The organism is Pseudomonas sp. GL_090 (assembly GCF_057837765.1).
Window position 1 is genome coordinate 1,129,353 of record NZ_CM174452.1, and the last position, 17,919, is coordinate 1,147,271.

The 17,919-nt window shown below is 60.9% G+C and carries 14 protein-coding genes; 10 read left to right on the forward strand and 4 right to left on the reverse strand.

Annotated features, from left to right (window positions below):
• The first annotated feature begins 37 nt into the window (after window positions 1-37).
• Entirely contained in the window at window positions 38-805 is a 768-nt protein-coding gene (locus AC3ITA_RS04995) for a sulfite exporter TauE/SafE family protein (RefSeq protein ID WP_150672972.1), read from the forward strand.
• 128 nt (window positions 806-933) lie between these two features.
• Here AC3ITA_RS04995 and AC3ITA_RS05000 read toward each other — a convergent pair whose 3' ends face one another.
• From AC3ITA_RS05000 to AC3ITA_RS05010, 3 genes are read right to left on the reverse strand one after another with little or no spacing between them, the layout of a single operon-like run.
• Window positions 934-1,341, reverse strand: coding sequence for a DNA polymerase III subunit chi (locus tag AC3ITA_RS05000; RefSeq protein WP_150672973.1), 408 nt, complete (start codon window positions 1,339-1,341; stop codon window positions 934-936).
• Window positions 1,342-1,349: 8 nt separating this feature from the next.
• Entirely contained in the window at window positions 1,350-1,778 is a 429-nt protein-coding gene (locus AC3ITA_RS05005) for a DNA polymerase III subunit chi (protein ID WP_095945770.1), read from the reverse strand.
• A 57-nt stretch (window positions 1,779-1,835) separates the two neighbouring features.
• Window positions 1,836-3,326 (reverse strand): leucyl aminopeptidase, encoded by a 1,491-nt coding sequence (locus tag AC3ITA_RS05010; RefSeq protein ID WP_414929216.1) that lies wholly within the window; start codon window positions 3,324-3,326, stop codon window positions 1,836-1,838.
• Between the two features lie 395 nt (window positions 3,327-3,721).
• Between AC3ITA_RS05010 and lptF the strand changes: the two genes are divergently transcribed.
• The 8 genes from lptF to pdxJ all read left to right on the forward strand — a co-directional run bounded on the left by lptF (window position 3,722) and on the right by pdxJ (window position 12,144).
• Window positions 3,722-4,840, forward strand: a complete 1,119-nt coding sequence (gene lptF / locus AC3ITA_RS05015; protein WP_150672974.1) for an LPS export ABC transporter permease LptF — start codon at window positions 3,722-3,724, stop codon at window positions 4,838-4,840.
• Entirely contained in the window at window positions 4,833-5,894 is a 1,062-nt protein-coding gene (gene lptG, locus AC3ITA_RS05020) for an LPS export ABC transporter permease LptG (RefSeq protein ID WP_150672975.1), read from the forward strand. The genes lptF and lptG overlap by 8 nt, the downstream gene beginning before the upstream one ends.
• Before the next feature lie 171 nt (window positions 5,895-6,065).
• On the forward strand, window positions 6,066-7,865 hold the full coding sequence (lepA, locus tag AC3ITA_RS05025) for a translation elongation factor 4 (RefSeq protein WP_103394308.1): 1,800 nt from the start codon (window positions 6,066-6,068) through the stop codon (window positions 7,863-7,865).
• Window positions 7,866-7,870: 5 nt separating this feature from the next.
• Window positions 7,871-8,725, forward strand: coding sequence for a signal peptidase I (gene lepB / locus AC3ITA_RS05030; RefSeq protein WP_095945765.1), 855 nt, complete (start codon window positions 7,871-7,873; stop codon window positions 8,723-8,725).
• A gap of 184 nt (window positions 8,726-8,909) precedes the next feature.
• The gene (gene rnc / locus AC3ITA_RS05035; RefSeq protein ID WP_008053221.1) at window positions 8,910-9,599 is read left to right on the forward strand and encodes a ribonuclease III; all 690 of its coding nucleotides are present in this window, start codon (window positions 8,910-8,912) and stop codon (window positions 9,597-9,599) included.
• A complete protein-coding gene (era, locus tag AC3ITA_RS05040) occupies window positions 9,592-10,494 on the forward strand; it encodes a GTPase Era (protein WP_007973959.1) in 903 nt (300 codons plus the stop codon). Before rnc ends, era begins: the two co-directional genes overlap by 8 nt.
• A 173-nt stretch (window positions 10,495-10,667) precedes the next feature.
• Window positions 10,668-11,351, forward strand: coding sequence for a DNA repair protein RecO (recO, locus tag AC3ITA_RS05045; protein ID WP_095945764.1), 684 nt, complete (start codon window positions 10,668-10,670; stop codon window positions 11,349-11,351).
• A gap of 49 nt (window positions 11,352-11,400) precedes the next feature.
• A complete protein-coding gene (pdxJ, locus tag AC3ITA_RS05050; protein ID WP_095945763.1) occupies window positions 11,401-12,144 on the forward strand; it encodes a pyridoxine 5'-phosphate synthase in 744 nt (247 codons plus the stop codon).
• Window positions 12,145-12,270: 126 nt separating this feature from the next.
• On the opposite strand, the gene mltF is transcribed toward pdxJ, so the two are convergent.
• On the reverse strand, window positions 12,271-13,731 hold the full coding sequence (mltF, locus tag AC3ITA_RS05055; RefSeq protein ID WP_095945762.1) for a membrane-bound lytic murein transglycosylase MltF: 1,461 nt from the start codon (window positions 13,729-13,731) through the stop codon (window positions 12,271-12,273).
• 285 nt (window positions 13,732-14,016) lie between these two features.
• Between mltF and purL the strand changes: the two genes are divergently transcribed.
• Entirely contained in the window at window positions 14,017-17,913 is a 3,897-nt protein-coding gene (gene purL, locus AC3ITA_RS05060; protein ID WP_150672977.1) for a phosphoribosylformylglycinamidine synthase, read from the forward strand.
• Window positions 17,914-17,919 lie beyond the last annotated feature (6 nt).

A 17,919-nucleotide genomic window follows, 5' to 3' on the forward strand; every position in this document is an offset into this window, starting at 1 on the left:
GGTAAAGTCGTCAGCGGTATTCAAGGAAGATGGAAGAATGAATGTGTTCGAACTGTTGAACCAATGGCCCTTCGGCCCGCTGGACTGGATGGTAATCGGCGCAGGCATCGCCCTGGCCTACATCGTGTTCGGCGTCGCCGGTTTTGGCACCGCTCTGGTGGCGGGACCGATTCTGATTCTGTTCATGCCGCTGTCGAAAATCGTCCCGCTGCTTGTGCTGCTGGACTTTGTCGCGGCGTTCGGCAACCTGTTGCCCTCGCGGCGTGATGTGGCGAAACCGGAACTGCTGCGCTTGCTGCCGTGCATGGCGGTGGGCTGCACCCTCGGCGTGATATTCCTGCTGAACCTCAAGTCCGATCTATTGCTGCTGCTGATGGGGCTGTTTATCAGCGCCTATGCCATTTACAGCCTGTGGATAAAGGTCCGTCCGGCGCAGTTGTCCGCCGCGTGGGCGCTGCCGATGGGGACGGTGGGCGGAATGTTTGGCGCGTTGTTTGGCAGCGGCGGCTTTCTCTATGCGATCTATTTGAACAGCCGGTTGCCCAAGGAGGCGGCCCGGGCCACCCAAAGTGCGCTGATCAGTTGCAGCACGGTGGTGCGTCTGAGCCTGTTTGCAATCGCCGGTGTGTATGCCGATTTGCCGTTGCTGGCGCTGGCGGTTTGTCTATTGCCGGCGATGGCGCTGGGGCTGTGGTTCGGACGACGGTTGACCATGCGCCTGTCCCGCGAGGCGTTCGTGCGCCTGGTGACGTGGCTGGTGCTGGCCAGCGGGATCGCGTTGATCGGGCGTTACTTGAGCACTTGAACATTCAAACTGTGGCGGGGAGCTTTGTGTGGGAGCGAGCCTGCTCGCGATGGAGTCCCCGTCAACACCTATGTGGCTGACACACCATCGCGAGCAGGCTCGCTCCTACAGAAGCGCCTGCAGGTTATTCAGTCGTTGTACTGGCTCAACAACCGCTCCAGGCGTGCACTGAGGCGGCGTTTGATTTCGGTCTCGATGTGCGGGGCGAAATCGTCGATCACGTCTTGCATGATCAACTGCGCGGCGGCGCGCAATTCGCTGTCCAGGTGCAGCAAGTCATCCGGGTTCTTGATGGCGGCGGGCGCCGGCGGCGCCGTGGTAACGGGTTCAACGATGGGGGCTGGGGTGGTCGCTACGACGGGTGGCGAAGGTTCGCTCACGGTGTCGAACAACATCGGAATCTGTTCCTGATCGCCGTCCTCGACCGTGTCGGTCAGCAGAGGCGGTTGCAGGTTGTCATCGCCGAGCAATTGGCGGATCGACTCAAGGTCATCCAGCAGGTGCGCGGACTGTTGCAGCGGTTTTGGAGTGTCCATTGGAAGGCTCAGAGTCGCTGTAATCGGTGATCTTGCAGAGGATAGCCCTGTTCGCGGTAGAAACGGAAACTCTCCCGCGCGGCCGCTCTGATCGTCGGATCCTCCACGACCACTTCCGCCACCCGGGCGAACCTGTTGGCGAAGGCCGGGACTTTCAGGTCGAGATTGACCAGCAAATCCTGATGCTGACCGCAGTCATCGCCCAACCCCAGGACAATCAAGCCCTCAGGCTCGCTGTCGGCAGGGCCGTGGGGCACGAAGCTTTCGCCCTTGAACGCCCACAGCCGTGCATCGAGATCGTCACGCTGGGCCGCGTCGCTGCAGTGCAGGTAGATGCGGTGGCCCATGCGCCAGGCTTTCTCGGTGAGCTTGCAGGCAAAGTCCAGGCGTGCCGAAGGATCGGCGCTGGGCAGGATATAGAAGTCGACTTTGGTCATTGCGGTTCCAGAGCGGCAAGCGGCGTCACCGGGAAGTGACGCCGCCTTTCAACGGTTTCAGGCTTTGGCGCGGTCCAGCAGGTATTGGGTCAGCAGTGGAACCGGACGGCCAGTGGCGCCCTTGTCCTTGCCGCCGCTGGTCCAGGCCGTGCCGGCGATGTCCAGGTGCGCCCAGTTCAGGTTCTTGGTGAAGCGCGACAGGAAGCAGGCCGCGGTGATGGTGCCGGCTTTCGGGCCGCCAATGTTGGCGATGTCGGCGAACGGGCTGTCCAGCTGTTCCTGGTACTCATCGAACAGCGGCAGTTGCCAGGCGCGGTCGTCGGCGGTCTTGCCTGCGCTCAGCAGTTGGTCGATCAGTTCGTCGTTGTTGCCCAGCAGGCCCGAGGTGTGGGAACCCAGGGCAACCACGCAAGCGCCGGTCAGGGTCGCGATGTCGATGACCGCTTGCGGCTTGAAGCGCTCGGAGTAGGTCAGGGCGTCGCACAGCACCAAGCGGCCTTCGGCGTCGGTGTTGAGGATTTCCACGGTCTGGCCGCTCATGGTGGTGACGATATCGCCCGGGCGCGAAGCGTTGCCGCTCGGCATGTTCTCGGCGCAGGCCAGGATGCACACCAGGTTGATCGGCAGCTTCAGTTCGAGCACGGCACGCAGGGTGCCGAACACGCTGGCGGCGCCGCCCATGTCGTACTTCATTTCATCCATGCCGGCACCCGGCTTGAGGCTGATGCCGCCGGTGTCGAAGGTGATGCCTTTGCCGACCAGCGCGTACGGCTTCTCGGATTTCTTGCCGCCGTTGTACTGCATGACGATCAGGCGCGGAGGCTGGGCGCTGCCCTGACCGACGGCGTAGAACGAGCCCATGCCCAGGGCCTTGATCTTCTTCTCGTCGAGGACTTCGACCTTCAGGTCCTTGAATTCCTTGCCCAGGTCTTTGGCCTGCTCACCGAGGAAGGTCGGGTGGCAGATGTTCGGCGGCAGATTGCCCAGGTTGCGGGTGAAGGCCATGCCGTTGGCGATGGCGGTGGCGTGGGTCACGGCGCGTTGCACTTCAGCCTGGGCGGCCTTGATGGTCAGCAGGGTGATTTTCTTCAGGGCGCGGGGTTCGGCTTTCTGGCTCTTGAACTGGTCGAAGCTGTACTCGCCGTCCACCAGGGTTTCGGCCAGCAGGCGGGTCTTGCCGTAGCTGTCGCGGCCTTTGATGACCACTTCATCCAGCGCGAGCACTGCATCGCTGCCGCCCAGGCCTTTGAGGGTATTGAGGATGCCGGCGATGATCTTGCGGAACGGGCGGTCACCTAGCTCGTCGTCCTTGCCCACGCCCACCAGCAGCACGCGCTCGGCCTTGAGGTTCGGCAGGCTGTGCAGCAACAGGCTCTGGCCAACCTTACCGGCCAGGTCGCCGCGCTTGAGCACTGCGCTGATCGCGCCGCCGCTCAATTCGTCGAGTTGTCTGGCAACCGCGCCGAGCTTGCGGCCTTCGCCGACGGAGACCACGAGAGTGGCGGTCTTCAACGTTTCGGGGTTGACGCTTTTTACAACCAGTTCCATGTCCGGGTCCCTGAATTGATGGTTATCACGCATGCGCCCGACACTTTATGTGCGTCGATTGCTTATAGATAGAAAGGCGCCAGGATCGACCGGCGACAAAGGCCGCAGTTTGAACCTCGCTACCGGCGGCTGACAACCCTCGGTTGTACGATTGTAGGAGCGAGCCTGCTCGCGAGAAACCCGAGAGCACTGCGGGGTGTCAGGCTTCGAGCGTTATCGTTGACGACCATCGCTAGCAAGCTGGCTCCTACACGTCCCCGGGATGCATTGCGCAGTGACAGGCGCACCCAATCACAGGATAATGCGCCATCTTTTTTCGGCGGCTCTGCCTTGCGGGCTGTCCGATACGTTTGCTTGTTTGGCCGCCTTAGCCTGACAACCCTGGAGTGTCTGGTTTGATCGTCTTCCGTTATCTATCCCGCGAAGTCCTGTTGACCTTGAGCGCCGTCAGTGCCGTGCTGCTGGTCATCATCATGAGCGGTCGCTTCATCAAATACCTCGCCCAGGCGGCTTCGGGTCTGCTGGATCCGGGCTCGCTGTTCCTGATCATGGGCTTTCGCCTGCCGGGTTTCCTCCAGCTGATCCTGCCGCTGGGGCTGTTTCTCGGGATCCTGTTGTCCTACGGGCGCCTGTACCTCGAAAGCGAAATGACCGTGCTCTCGGCCACCGGCATGAGCCAACAGCGGCTGTTTTGCATGACGCTGTTCCCGGCCACCCTGGTTGCGCTCATCGTGGCGTGGCTGAGCCTGAGCCTGGCGCCACAGGGGGCCAATCAGTTTCAGCTGCTGTTGAACAAGCAGGATGCCCTGACCGAATTCGATACCCTGGAGCCGGGGCGCTTCCAGGCTTTGCGCGACGGCACCCGGGTCACCTATACCGAGCGCATGTCCGATGATCGCGTCAATCTGGAGGGGGTGTTCATCTCGCAAAAAAACATCAGTTCCAATAACAAGGATCGCGGGATTTCCGTGCTGGTGGCGGAAAAGGGGCGCCAGGAGATTCGTCCGGACGGCAACCGCTACCTGATCCTTGATAACGGCTATCGCTATGACGGTAGTCCGGGGCAAGCCGACTACCGGGCGATCAAGTACGACGAGTATGGCGTATTGCTGCCAAAACCGGACGTCAGCGACGAAGTCACCGACCGTGACGCGATGCCGACCAGTACGTTGATCGGCAGTGACGACATTCGTATGCGCGCCGAACTGCAATGGCGCATGTCTCTACCGTTGCTGGTGTTCATCGTGACCCTGATGGCGGTGCCGCTGTCGCGGGTCAACCCGCGTCAGGGCCGATTCCTCAAATTACTGCCGGCGATTCTTCTTTATATGGCTTACCTGACCATTCTGATTGCCGCCCGCGGTGCCCTCGACAAGGGCAAGATCCCCGCGGTGTTTGGCTTGTGGTGGGTGCACGGGATTTTCCTGTCCATCGGCCTGGGCTTGCTCTACTGGGAGCCCTTGCGCTTGAAGAGGGCGAGTCGCCGTAGCGCGCTGGAGGTGGCCCGTGGTTAAGCTGGATCGCTACATTGGTAGCAGTGTATTCATGGCGATCCTGGCGGTGCTCGGGATCATTCTCGGTCTGGCGACCCTGTTTGCCTTCATCGACGAGATGAGTGAAGTCAGCGATACCTACACCCTGGTTGATGCGTTGAGTTATGTGTTGTTGACCGCTCCGCGCCGGATGTACGAAATGCTGCCGATGGCTGCGCTGATCGGCTGTCTGATCGGTCTGGGCAGCCTGGCCAGCAACAGCGAGCTGACCATCATGCGCGCCGCCGGTGTGTCGATCGGCCGGATCGTCTGGGCGGTCATGAAACCGATGCTGGTATTGATGCTGGCCGGTGTACTGGTCGGCGAGTACGTCGCTCCGCCCGCTGAAACCACGGCGCAGGCCAATCGCTCGCTGGCCCAGGGCAGCGGTGATGCACAAAGCGCCAAGCACGGCTTGTGGCACCGCCAGGGCGATGAGTTCATTCACGTCAACTCGGTACAACCCAACGGCATCCTGTATGGCGTGACCCGTTATCGCTTCGACAATGAACGGCACATGCTGTCGGCGAGTTTCGCCAAGCGTGCCGACTTCGAAAACGAACAATGGGTGCTGTCGGATGTCACGACCACGCTGTTCCACGAGCGCAGCACCGAAGTGGTTTCGACTCCGGAAGAGCGCTGGAACGTTGCGTTGAGCCCGCAGTTGCTGAACACCGTGGTCATGGTGCCCGAGTCGCTGTCGATCAGCGGTCTGTGGAGTTACATCCACTATCTGGCGGACCAGGGGCTGAATAATGGCCGCTACTGGTTGGCATTTTGGGTCAAGGTGTTGCAGCCGCTGGTGACTGCCGCTCTGGTATTGATGGCGATTTCCTTCATCTTTGGTCCGCTGCGTTCGGTGACCCTGGGTCAACGGGTGTTCACCGGCGTGCTGGTGGGCTTCACCTTCCGCATCGTTCAGGATCTGCTGGGGCCTTCGAGCCAGGTATTCGGCTTCCCGCCGTTGCTTTCGGTGCTGGTGCCGGCGGGTATTTGTGCCGTGGCGGGGCTCTGGCTGTTGCGTCGAGCAGGCTGATGGCGGGCATTTTCCGATCGCTTTGACGTTAAAAAACGCCCTTGTCGCAAGACCGGGGCGTTTTTGTAGGCACCGTCTGACCTGCGAACGTGACGCTAGCGCCGTGGATCAGGTACAATTCCCGGCTATTTTTCGGCGGGCCATGCCTGCAGCCTTTTTGAGTGTTGATCCGTGAGTGATTTGAGTCATATCCGCAATTTCTCCATCATCGCCCACATTGACCATGGCAAGTCGACGCTGGCCGATCGCTTCATCCAGATGTGTGGCGGCCTCGCCGAGCGCGAAATGGAAGCCCAGGTCCTGGACTCCATGGACCTTGAGCGTGAACGCGGGATCACCATCAAGGCGCACAGCGTTACTCTGTATTACAAGGCCAAAGACGGCATCAACTACCAGTTGAACTTCATTGACACCCCCGGCCACGTTGACTTCACCTATGAGGTGAGCCGTTCGCTGGCTGCCTGTGAAGGCGCGCTGCTGGTGGTCGACGCCGGTCAAGGCGTTGAAGCACAGTCGGTTGCCAACTGCTACACGGCGATCGAGCAGGGCCTGGAAGTGATGCCGGTGCTGAACAAGATCGACCTGCCACAGGCCGATCCGGACCGCGTCAAAGAAGAAATCGAAAAAATCATCGGCATCGATGCCACCGACGCGGTCGAGTGCTCGGCCAAGACCGGCCTGGGCGTCGACGCAGTGCTCGAGCGCCTGGTCGCCACCATTCCTGCACCGACCGGCAACTACGAAGATCCGCTGCAAGCGTTGATCATCGACTCCTGGTTCGACAACTACCTGGGCGTTGTTTCCCTGGTACGCGTGCGCCACGGTCGTGTGAAGAAGGGCGACAAGATCCTGGTCAAGTCCACCGGCAAGATCCACCTGGTGGACAGCGTCGGTGTATTCAACCCGAAGCACACCCCTACCGCTGACCTCAAGGCCGGTGAAGTGGGCTTCATCATCGCCAGCATCAAGGACATTCACGGTGCGCCAGTGGGCGACACCCTGACCTTGAGCTCGACGCCGGACGTTGATGTACTGCCAGGCTTCAAACGTATTCAGCCGCAGGTTTATGCCGGTCTGTTCCCGGTCAGCTCCGACGACTTCGAAGACTTCCGTGAAGCGCTGCAAAAGCTCACCCTGAACGACTCGTCGCTGCAATACACCCCGGAAAGCTCCGACGCCCTGGGCTTCGGTTTCCGTTGCGGGTTCCTCGGCATGCTGCACATGGAAATCATCCAGGAGCGCCTGGAGCGCGAGTACAACCTGGACCTGATCACCACGGCGCCGACGGTAATCTTCGAGCTGCTGCTCAAGACCGGCGAGACGATCTACGTCGATAACCCGTCGAAGCTCCCGGACCTGTCCTCGATCGAAGACATGCGTGAACCGATCGTGCGGGCCAATATTCTTGTGCCGCAAGAGCACCTGGGCAACGTCATTACCCTGTGCATCGAAAAACGTGGTGTGCAGGTTGACATGCTGTTCCTCGGCTCCCAGGTACAAGTGACCTACGACCTGCCGATGAACGAAGTGGTACTGGACTTCTTCGACCGTCTGAAGTCCACCAGTCGCGGCTATGCTTCGCTGGACTATCATTTCGATCGTTATCAATCGGCCAGTCTGGTGAAACTGGACGTGCTGATCAACGGTGACAAGGTCGACGCCCTGGCGCTGATCGTGCACCGCGACAACTCGCACTACAAAGGTCGCCAGTTGACCGAGAAGATGAAAGAACTGATTCCGCGGCAGATGTTCGACGTGGCAATCCAGGCCGCCATTGGCGGGCAGATTGTGGCGCGGACGACCGTCAAGGCGCTCAGAAAGAACGTATTGGCCAAATGCTACGGTGGTGACGTCAGCCGTAAGAAGAAGCTGCTGGAAAAGCAAAAGGCCGGTAAGAAACGCATGAAGCAGGTCGGCAACGTGGAAATTCCACAGGAAGCCTTCCTTGCAGTGCTCAGGTTGGATAGTTAGGTCCTATGTCGCTAAATTTCCCGCTGTTGCTGGTCATTGCCGTGTTCGTCTGCGGCCTGTTGGCGTTGCTCGATCTCTTGGTCCTGGCCCCGCGCCGGCGTGCCGCCATCGCCTCCTATCAGGGCAGCGTCAGCCAGCCTGACAGGGTCGTGGTCGAGAAGCTGAACAAAGAGCCGCTGCTGGTTGAATACGGCAAGTCGTTCTTCCCGGTGTTGTTCATCGTGCTGGTGCTGCGTTCGTTCCTGGTGGAACCGTTCCAGATTCCTTCCGGTTCGATGAAGCCAACCCTGGATGTCGGCGACTTCATCCTGGTGAGCAAGTTTTCCTACGGGATCCGCTTGCCGGTGATCGACAAAAAAGTCATCGATGTCGGTGACCCGCAGCGCGGCGATGTGATGGTGTTCCGCTACCCGAGCGACCCGAACGTCAACTACATCAAACGTGTGGTTGGCTTGCCGGGCGACACGGTTCGCTACACCGCCGACAAGCGCTTGTTCGTCAACGGTCAATCGATTGCCGAGCAACTGGTCGGCTCCGAGCCGGGCACCCTGGGCAGCGCCGAGCTCTACAAGGAAAAACTCGGTGCGGCCGAGCACATGATCCGCAAGGAAATGAGCCGCTACCGGGCCATGCCGGACCATTCGTGGACCGTGCCGGCCGGGCACTACTTCATGATGGGCGACAACCGCGACAACTCGAACGACAGTCGCTACTGGGATGATCCGAACATTCCCAAGGATTTGCTGGGCATGGTTCCCGACAAGAATATCGTCGGCAAGGCCTTTGCGGTCTGGATGAGCTGGCCGGAACCCAAACTCAGCCACCTGCCGAATTTCTCGCGGGTTGGCCTGATCAAGTAATCAGACACGGCGCTGTTGAACACAGCGCCGAATGCATTTCTGGAGCCAGCACAATGGGCGCCAGAGGCATGAAAACAATGATATTCAGGACGTTATTTTTGAACACAGCTTTAATTGTCCCAAGCCTGCGCCAACTTACGGCGATGGCGGTGGAATCCAGCCACGAACTCAGCGTGGGTAAACCGTGAGCGTCTCCTTAAGCCGTCTAGAGCGTCAGCTCGGCTACACCTTCAAGGATCAGGAACTGATGGTCCTGGCCCTGACTCACCGCAGCTTTGCCGGGCGTAACAACGAACGCCTGGAATTCCTCGGTGACGCCATTCTCAACTTCGTCGCCGGCGAGGCGCTGTTCGAGCGTTTCCCGCTGGCTCGCGAAGGCCAGTTGTCGCGTTTGCGCGCGCGTCTGGTCAAAGGTGAGACCCTGGCCGTACTGGCCCGTGGTTTCGATCTGGGCGAATACTTGCGCCTGGGTTCCGGCGAGCTGAAAAGCGGCGGCTTCCGTCGCGAGTCGATTCTGGCCGATGCCCTCGAAGCGCTGATCGGTGCGATCTACCTCGATGCCGGCATGGAAATGGCCCGCGAGCGTGTGCTCGCCTGGCTGGCTGGCGAGTTCGAAGGCCTGACACTGGTCGACACCAACAAAGATCCAAAGACCCGCCTGCAGGAATTCCTGCAGTCCCGTGGTTGTGAGCTGCCGCGTTACGAAGTGGTGGATATCCAGGGTGAGCCGCATTGCCGGACGTTCTTCGTCGAATGCGAAATCATCTTACTGAATGAAAAAAGCCGAGGTCAGGGTGTGAGCCGTCGTATTGCCGAACAGGTAGCGGCCGCCGCAGCACTGATTGCCCTGGGTGTGGAGAATGGCAATGACTGATACAAACGCAACTCGCTGTGGCTATGTTGCCATCGTCGGCCGTCCGAACGTGGGCAAGTCCACGCTGCTGAACCACATCCTGGGTCAGAAGCTGGCGATCACCTCGCGCAAACCGCAAACCACCCGTCACAACATGCTCGGTATCAAGACCGAGGGCGATGTGCAGGCGATCTACGTCGACACCCCCGGTATGCACAAGGGTGGCGAGAAGGCCCTGAACCGCTACATGAACAAGACCGCTTCGGCGGCGTTGAAAGACGTCGACGTGGTGATCTTCGTGGTCGACCGCACCAAGTGGACCGAAGAGGACCAGATGGTTCTCGAGCGCGTCCAGTACGTGACCGGCCCGCTGATCGTGGCGTTGAACAAGACCGATCGCATCGAAGACAAGGCCGAGCTGATGCCGCACCTGAGCTGGTTGCAGGAGCAGTTGCCGAATGCGCAGATCATCCCGATTTCCGCACAGCACGGGCATAACCTCGATGCATTGGAGCGCGTGATCGCCGAGCACCTGCCGGAAAACGATCACTTCTTCCCGGAAGACCAGATCACCGACCGCAGCAGCCGTTTCCTCGCCGCCGAACTGGTGCGTGAGAAAATCATGCGCCAGATGGGCGCCGAGCTGCCGTACCAGATCACCGTTGAAATCGAAGAGTTCAAGCAGCAGGGCAAGACCCTGCACATCCATGCCCTGATCCTCGTCGAGCGCGATGGCCAGAAGAAAATCATCATTGGCGACAAGGGCGAGCGCATCAAGCGCATCGGCACCGAAGCGCGCAAGGACATGGAGCTGCTGTTCGACTCCAAGATCATGCTCAACCTGTGGGTCAAGGTTAAGGGTGGCTGGTCCGATGACGAGCGTGCGTTGCGTTCGTTGGGTTATGGCGACTTGTAATACCTGATCTGGATGTACGAGGATCCCCTGTGGGAGCGAGCCTGCTCGCGATAGCGGTCTGTCAGTCAACAACTCTGTTGAATGTTAGTCCCCCATCGCGAGCAGGCTCGCTCCCACAGTGGTTTTGGGGTTGTCAGTAATACCGTGCTCACTCATTGAGATCTGCGATTTCCATGTCCCAACCCATCGCCCAACCCGCCTACGTCCTGCATTCCCGCGCCTACCGTGAAAACAGTGCGCTGGTGGACTTCCTCACGCCGCAAGGTCGGCTGCGGGCGGTATTGCGCAGTGCGCGGGGCAAGGCCGGGACGCTGGCGCGGCCATTCGTGCCATTGGAAGTCGAGTTCCGGGGCAAGGGCGAGCTGAAGAACGTCGGGCGCATGGAAAGTGCCGGGGTTTCCACCTGGCTCAACGGCGAGGCGCTGTTCAGTGGGCTTTATCTCAATGAGCTGCTGATTCGCCTGCTGCCCGCTGAAGATCCGCTCCCATCGGTGTTCGATCATTACGCCGCCACTTTGTTGGCCCTGGCCGAAGGTCGCCCACTGGAGCCCTTGCTGCGCTCCTTCGAGTGGCGCTTGCTCGATGACCTCGGCTACGGGTTTTCCCTGACTGCTGATGTTCATGATCAGCCCATCGCGCCGGACGGCCTCTACCGCCTGCAAGTGGATGCGGGGCTTGAACGGGTCTATCTGCTGCAGCCGGGCCTGTTCAATGGTGCCGAGCTGTTGGCCATGGCTGAAGCCGACTGGTCCGCCCCCGGCGCTCTGTCCGCCGCCAAGCGCTTGATGCGCCAGGCGTTGGCCGTTCACCTGGGCGGCCGTCCACTCGTCAGTCGCGAGCTGTTTCGCAAGCCCTGATCACACCGTATGCTGTGCACCGAACTTTCTCTTCTTCTGGAGCGCTTCCGTGACCACCAGCACCCGTATTCTTCTTGGCGTGAACATCGACCACGTTGCCACCCTGCGTCAGGCCCGGGGCACCCGTTACCCGGACCCGGTCAAGGCAGCACTGGACGCGGAAGAGGCGGGTGCCGACGGCATCACCGTGCACCTGCGCGAAGACCGTCGGCATATTCAGGAGCGCGACGTTCTGCTGCTCAAGGACGTGCTGCAAACCCGCATGAACTTCGAAATGGGCGTCACCGAAGAAATGATGCAGTTCGCCGAGCGCATCCGCCCGGCGCACATTTGCCTGGTACCGGAAACCCGTCAGGAGCTGACCACCGAAGGCGGCCTGGACGTGGCGGGGCAGGAAGCGCGGATCAAGGCGGCGGTCGAACGTCTGGCGAAGATCGGCTCCGAAGTGTCGTTGTTCATCGATGCCGATGAGCGCCAGATCGAAGCCTCCCGCCGTGTCGGCGCCCCGGCCATCGAGTTGCACACCGGGCGTTATGCCGATGCCGAGACCCCGACCGAAGTCGCCGAAGAACTCAAGCGGGTGGCCGATGGCGTTGCGTTTGGTTTGGCCCAGGGCCTGATCGTCAATGCCGGCCATGGCCTGCACTATCACAACGTTGAAGCCGTGGCGGCGATCAAGGGCATCAACGAGCTGAACATCGGCCATGCGCTGGTGGCCCATGCGCTGTTCGTGGGCTTCAAATCCGCCGTGTCCGAAATGAAAGCCCTGATCTTGGCTGCTGCCAAGGCCTAAGCAACAACGCAAAACCAATGTGGGAGCTAGCCTGCTGGCGATAACGGAGTGTCAGTCAACAAAGATGTCGAATGATGAACCGCTATCGCCAGCAGGCTGGCTCCCACATTTGGTTAAAGGCGTCTGTCAGAGCGGGGCTGGCTCTTGGGCCGGTTTTGATTTGTCGATCCCCGGAACAAGCAGTTTGCCCTCGGCGACCTGATCGCCTTCAAGCTGCGGCTGCGTGACCCAGGTCAGGATGTCGTAGTAGCGACGGATGTTCGCCACGAAATGCACCGGTTCGCCGCCACGGGCGTAGCCGTAACGGGTTTTGCTGTACCACTTCTTTTCCGACAGGCGCGGCAGGATCTTCTTCACGTCCAGCCATTTGTCCGGGTTCAACCCTTCCTTGGCCGCCAGTTTGCGGGCGTCGTCGAGGTGGCCGCTGCCGACGTTGTAGGCTGCCAGGGCAAACCAGGTCCGGTCCGGTTCCTGAATCGAATCGTCGAGCTGGTCTTTCATGTAGGCCAGGTACTTGGCGCCGCCCATGATGCTCTGCCGGGGGTCCAGGCGGTTGGACACGCCCATGGCCTGCGCGGTGTTCTGGGTCAGCATCATCAGGCCGCGCACGCCGGTCTTGGACGTGACCGCCGGTTGCCACAACGATTCCTGGTACCCGATGGCCGCCAGCAGGCGCCAGTCGACTTTCTCCTTCTTGGCGTAGGCCTTGAAGTGCTGTTCGTACTTGGGCAGGCGTTGCTGCAAGTGTTGGGCAAAGGTGGTGGCACCCATGTAGCCGAGGACGTCGACATGCCCGTAGTAGCGGTCCTTGAGACGTTGCAGCGTGCCGTTCTTCTTGACCTTGTCGAGGTAATCATTGATTTCGTTGAGCAGGCTGTTGTCGTCGCCCGGGGCGACGGCCCAGCTCTGGTTGCTGGCGTCACCGAGGTCGAAGGCGACCCGGATGTTGGTGAAGTACACCTGGTTCATCGCCACTTCGTTGGAGTCGACCAGTGTCAGGTCGATCTGGCCTTCGTCCACCATGCGCAGGAGATCGACGACCTCGACTGCGTCGGACTCTTCGTATTCGATGCCGGGAAATTTCTGTTTCAGCTGCGCCAGTTGTTCAGCATGGGTGCTGCCCTTGAGCACCATGATCTTCTTGCCCACCAGATCCTTCGCATCGGTCGGCCGGGACTGGCCGTTGCGGTAGATGATCTGCGGGGTGACTTCCAGGTAGGAATGGGAGAAGCGCACTTGCTTCTTGCGCTCTTCGCTGCTGACCAGGCCGGCCGCCGCCAGCACCGGGCCATTGGGCTTGCCGACCTGGTTGAACAGGTCATCGAGGTTGTCGGCGGTCTCGATCTTGAGCTCGACCCCCAGATCGTCGGCGAAGCGCTTCACCAGCTCGTATTCGAAGCCGGTTTCACCGTTGCGATCCTGAAAGTAGGTGGCGGGGCTGTTTCGGGTAACCACCCGCAGCACACCATCCTCCTTTACGCGCTCGAGCGTGTTGGGTTTATCAACACAGCCACCGAGCATCAGGAAGAGTCCGGTTGCGATCAGCCATTTGGCGTACCGCGGACGCAAAGCCGTTGGGAAAAACATCTGCGCAGTATACGCAAAGGACCACGGGCGCCATATCTCGACAGCGAGGGGGTTGTCTGCTAGAGATCACAAAACCGACCGAAACCCCGCAGGAATGGGCTTTGTCTGCATTTTGTTACAGTAAAAATAAGCTATCGCCACACGCCCCATTAACCTGACTTTCGAGGCAGAAACACAGATCGACACCCGAGTGCAACCGTGCGTAGCGTTTCGGGTGATGTCGCGGCCTGTTTAGGCTAGAATGCACGGCCTCAAAGCACACCCCTTCCCGAGGCTGTCCCGAAGATGTTGATCCTGCGCGGCGCTCCTGCCCTTTCTGCCTTTCGCCACAGCAAACTCCTTGAGCAACTGAGCCAGAAGGTTCCGGCTGTCAGTGGCCTGTATGCTGAATTCGCTCACTTCGCCGAAGTTACCGGCGTCCTGACCGGCGACGAACAGCAGGTGCTTGCGCGCCTTCTGAAGTACGGTCCAAGCGTTCCGGTACAGGAACCGACCGGTCGTCTGTTTCTGGTGCTGCCGCGTTTCGGCACCATCTCGCCATGGTCGAGCAAAGCCAGCGACATCGCCCGCAACTGTGGCCTGGCGAAAATCCAGCGCCTGGAGCGCGGCATCGCGTTCTACGTGGCCGGCCAGTTCAGCGACGCTGAAGCCCAGCTGATCGCCGACGGTCTGCACGACCGCATGACCCAGATCGTCCTGGGCAACCTCGAACAGGCCGCCGGCCTGTTCAGCCACGCCGAGCCAAAACCCCTGACCGCGATCGACGTGTTGGGCGGCGGCCGCGCCGCGCTGGAAAAAGCCAACACCGAGCTGGGCCTGGCCCTGGCCGAAGACGAGATCGACTATCTGGTCAACGCCTTCGTCGGCCTTTCGCGCAACCCGCACGACATCGAACTGATGATGTTCGCCCAGGCGAACTCCGAGCACTGCCGTCACAAGATCTTCAACGCCAGTTGGGACATCGACGGCGAGAGCCAGGAAAAAAGCCTGTTCGGCATGATCAAGAACACCTACGTGATGCACAGCGAAGGCGTTCTGTCGGCTTATAAGGACAACGCTTCGGTGATCGTCGGCTCCGTGGCCGGGCGTTTCTTCCCGGACCCTGAGACCCGCCAGTACGGCGCGGTGCAGGAGCCGGTGCACATCCTGATGAAGGTCGAGACCCACAACCACCCGACCGCGATTGCCCCGTTCCCGGGCGCATCCACCGGTTCCGGTGGCGAGATCCGCGATGAAGGCGCCACCGGTCGCGGCGCCAAGCCGAAAGCCGGCCTGACCGGTTTCACCGTGTCGAACCTGCAGATCCCGGGCTTCGAACAGCCGTGGGAAGTGCCGTACGGCAAGCCCGAGCGCATCGTTACCGCGCTGGACATCATGATCGAAGGCCCGCTGGGCGGCGCTGCGTTCAACAACGAATTCGGCCGTCCGGCCCTGACCGGCTACTTCCGTACCTTCGAACAATCGATCACCACTCCGCACGGTGACGAAGTTCGTGGCTACCACAAGCCAATCATGCTGGCCGGTGGCATGGGCAACATCCGTGAAGAACACGTCAAGAAAGGCGAGATCCTGGTCGGCTCCAAGCTGATCGTGCTCGGCGGCCCGGCGATGCTGATCGGCCTGGGCGGCGGCGCGGCTTCCTCCATGGCCACCGGCACCAGCTCGGCGGACCTGGACTTCGCTTCGGTACAGCGCGAAAACCCTGAGATGGAACGTCGCTGCCAGGAAGTCATCGACCGTTGCTGGCAGTTGGGCGACAAGAACCCGATCAGCTTCATCCACGACGTGGGTGCGGGTGGTCTGTCCAACGCCTTCCCGGAACTGGTCAACGACGGCGACCGCGGTGGCCGTTTCGAACTGCGCAACATTCCAAACGACGAGCCGGGCATGGCCCCGCACGAGATCTGGTCCAACGAATCCCAGGAACGTTACGTTCTGGCCGTAGGCCCGGCTGACTTCGAGCGCTTCAAGGCGATCTGCGAACGCGAGCGTTGCCCGTTCGCCGTAGTCGGTGAAGCCACCGCCGAACCGCAGCTTACTGTCACGGATAGCCACTTCGGCAACAGCCCGGTGGACATGCCACTGGAAGTGCTGCTGGGCAAAGCCCCGCGCATGCACCGTTCGGTGGTTCGTGAAAACGAGCTGGGCGACGATTTCGATCCGTCGACCCTCGACATCGCCAACTGCGTCGAGCGCGTCCTGCATCACCCGGCCGTGGCGAGCAAGAGCTTCCTGATCACCATCGGCGACCGCACCATCACCGGCCTCGTGGCCCGTGACCAGATGGTCGGCCCGTGGCAGGTTCCGGTGGCCGACGTTGCCGTCACCGCCACCAGCTTCGACGTCTACACCGGTGAGGCCATGGCCATGGGCGAGCGTACTCCGCTGGCACTGCTGGATGCTCCGGCATCGGGTCGCATGGCCATCGGCGAAACCCTGACCAACATCGCGGCATCGCGCATCGGCAAGATCTCCGACATCAAGCTGTCGGCGAACTGGATGTCCGCTGCCGGTCACCCGGGTGAAGATGCACGCCTGTACGACACCGTGAAAGCGGTCGGCATGGAACTGTGCCCTGAGCTGGGCATCACCATTCCCGTGGGCAAGGACTCGATGTCCATGGCCACGCGCTGGAACGACGAAGGCGTGGACAAGTCCGTGACTTCGCCAATGTCCCTGATCGTGACCGGTTTCGCGCCAGTGACTGACATCCGTCAGACCCTGACCCCGCAACTGCGCATGGACAAGGGCACCACCGACCTGATCCTGATCGACCTGGGCCATGGCCAGAACCGCATGGGCGCCTCGATCCTGGCACAGGTTCACGGCAAGCTCGGCAAGCAGGCGCCGGACGTCGATGACGCCGAAGACCTCAAAGCCTTCTTCGCGGTGATCCAGGGCCTCAACGCCGACGGCCACCTGCTGGCTTACCACGACCGTTCCGACGGTGGTCTGCTGACCAGCGTAGTGGAAATGGCCTTCGCCGGTCACTGTGGCCTGAGCCTGAACCTCGACGGTCTGGCGGAAACCTCCGCCGACATCGCTGCCATCCTGTTCAACGAAGAACTGGGTGCCGTGATCCAGGTTCGCCAGGATGCTACCCCGGACATCCTCGCGCAGTTCAGCGCTGCCGGTTTGGGCGACTGCGTGTCGGTGATCGGTCAGCCGATGAACAACGGCGAGATCAGCATCACCTTCAACGGCGACACCGTGTTCGAAGGCCAGCGTCGTCTGCTGCAACGCCAGTGGGCCGAGACCAGCTACCAGATCCAGCGTCTGCGTGACAACGCCGACTGCGCCGAACAGGAATTCGACGTACTGCTGGAAGAAGACAACCCGGGTCTGAGCGTCAAGCTGAGCTATGACATCAACCAGGACATCGCCGCGCCTTACATCAAGAAAGGCATTCGCCCACAGGTTGCCGTACTGCGTGAGCAGGGCGTCAACGGTCAGGTGGAAATGGCGGCTGCGTTCGACCGCGCCGGTTTCAACGCGATCGACGTGCACATGAGCGACATTCTGGCCGGCCGTGTCGACCTGAACGAGTTCAAGGGCATGGTCGCTTGCGGTGGTTTCTCTTACGGCGACGTACTGGGTGCCGGTGAAGGCTGGGCGAAATCCGCACTGTTCAACAGCCGTGCCCGCGATGCGTTCCAGGGCTTCTTCGAACGCAACGACAGCTTCACCCTCGGCGTGTGCAATGGTTGCCAGATGATGTCCAACCTGCATGAGCTGATCCCGGGCAGCGAGTTCTGGCCGCACTTCGTGCGCAACCGTTCCGAGCAGTTCGAAGCCCGCGTTGCCATGGTGCAGATCCAGGAATCGAACTCGATCTTCCTGCAAGGCATGGCCGGTTCGCGCATGCCGATCGCCATCGCCCACGGCGAAGGCCACGCCGAGTTCGCCAGCGAAGAAGCACTGCTGGAAGCCGATCTGTCCGGTTGCGTGGCGATGCGTTTCGTCGACAACCACGGCAAGGTCACAGAAAGCTACCCGGCCAACCCGAACGGCTCGCCGCGCGGGATCACCGGTTTGACCAGCCGCGACGGTCGCGTGACCATCATGATGCCGCACCCGGAACGTGTGTTCCGCGCCGTGCAGAACTCGTGGCGCTCCGATGACTGGAACGAAGATGCACCGCTGATGCGTATGTTCCGTAATGCTCGGGTCTGGGTAAACTAAAAGCGG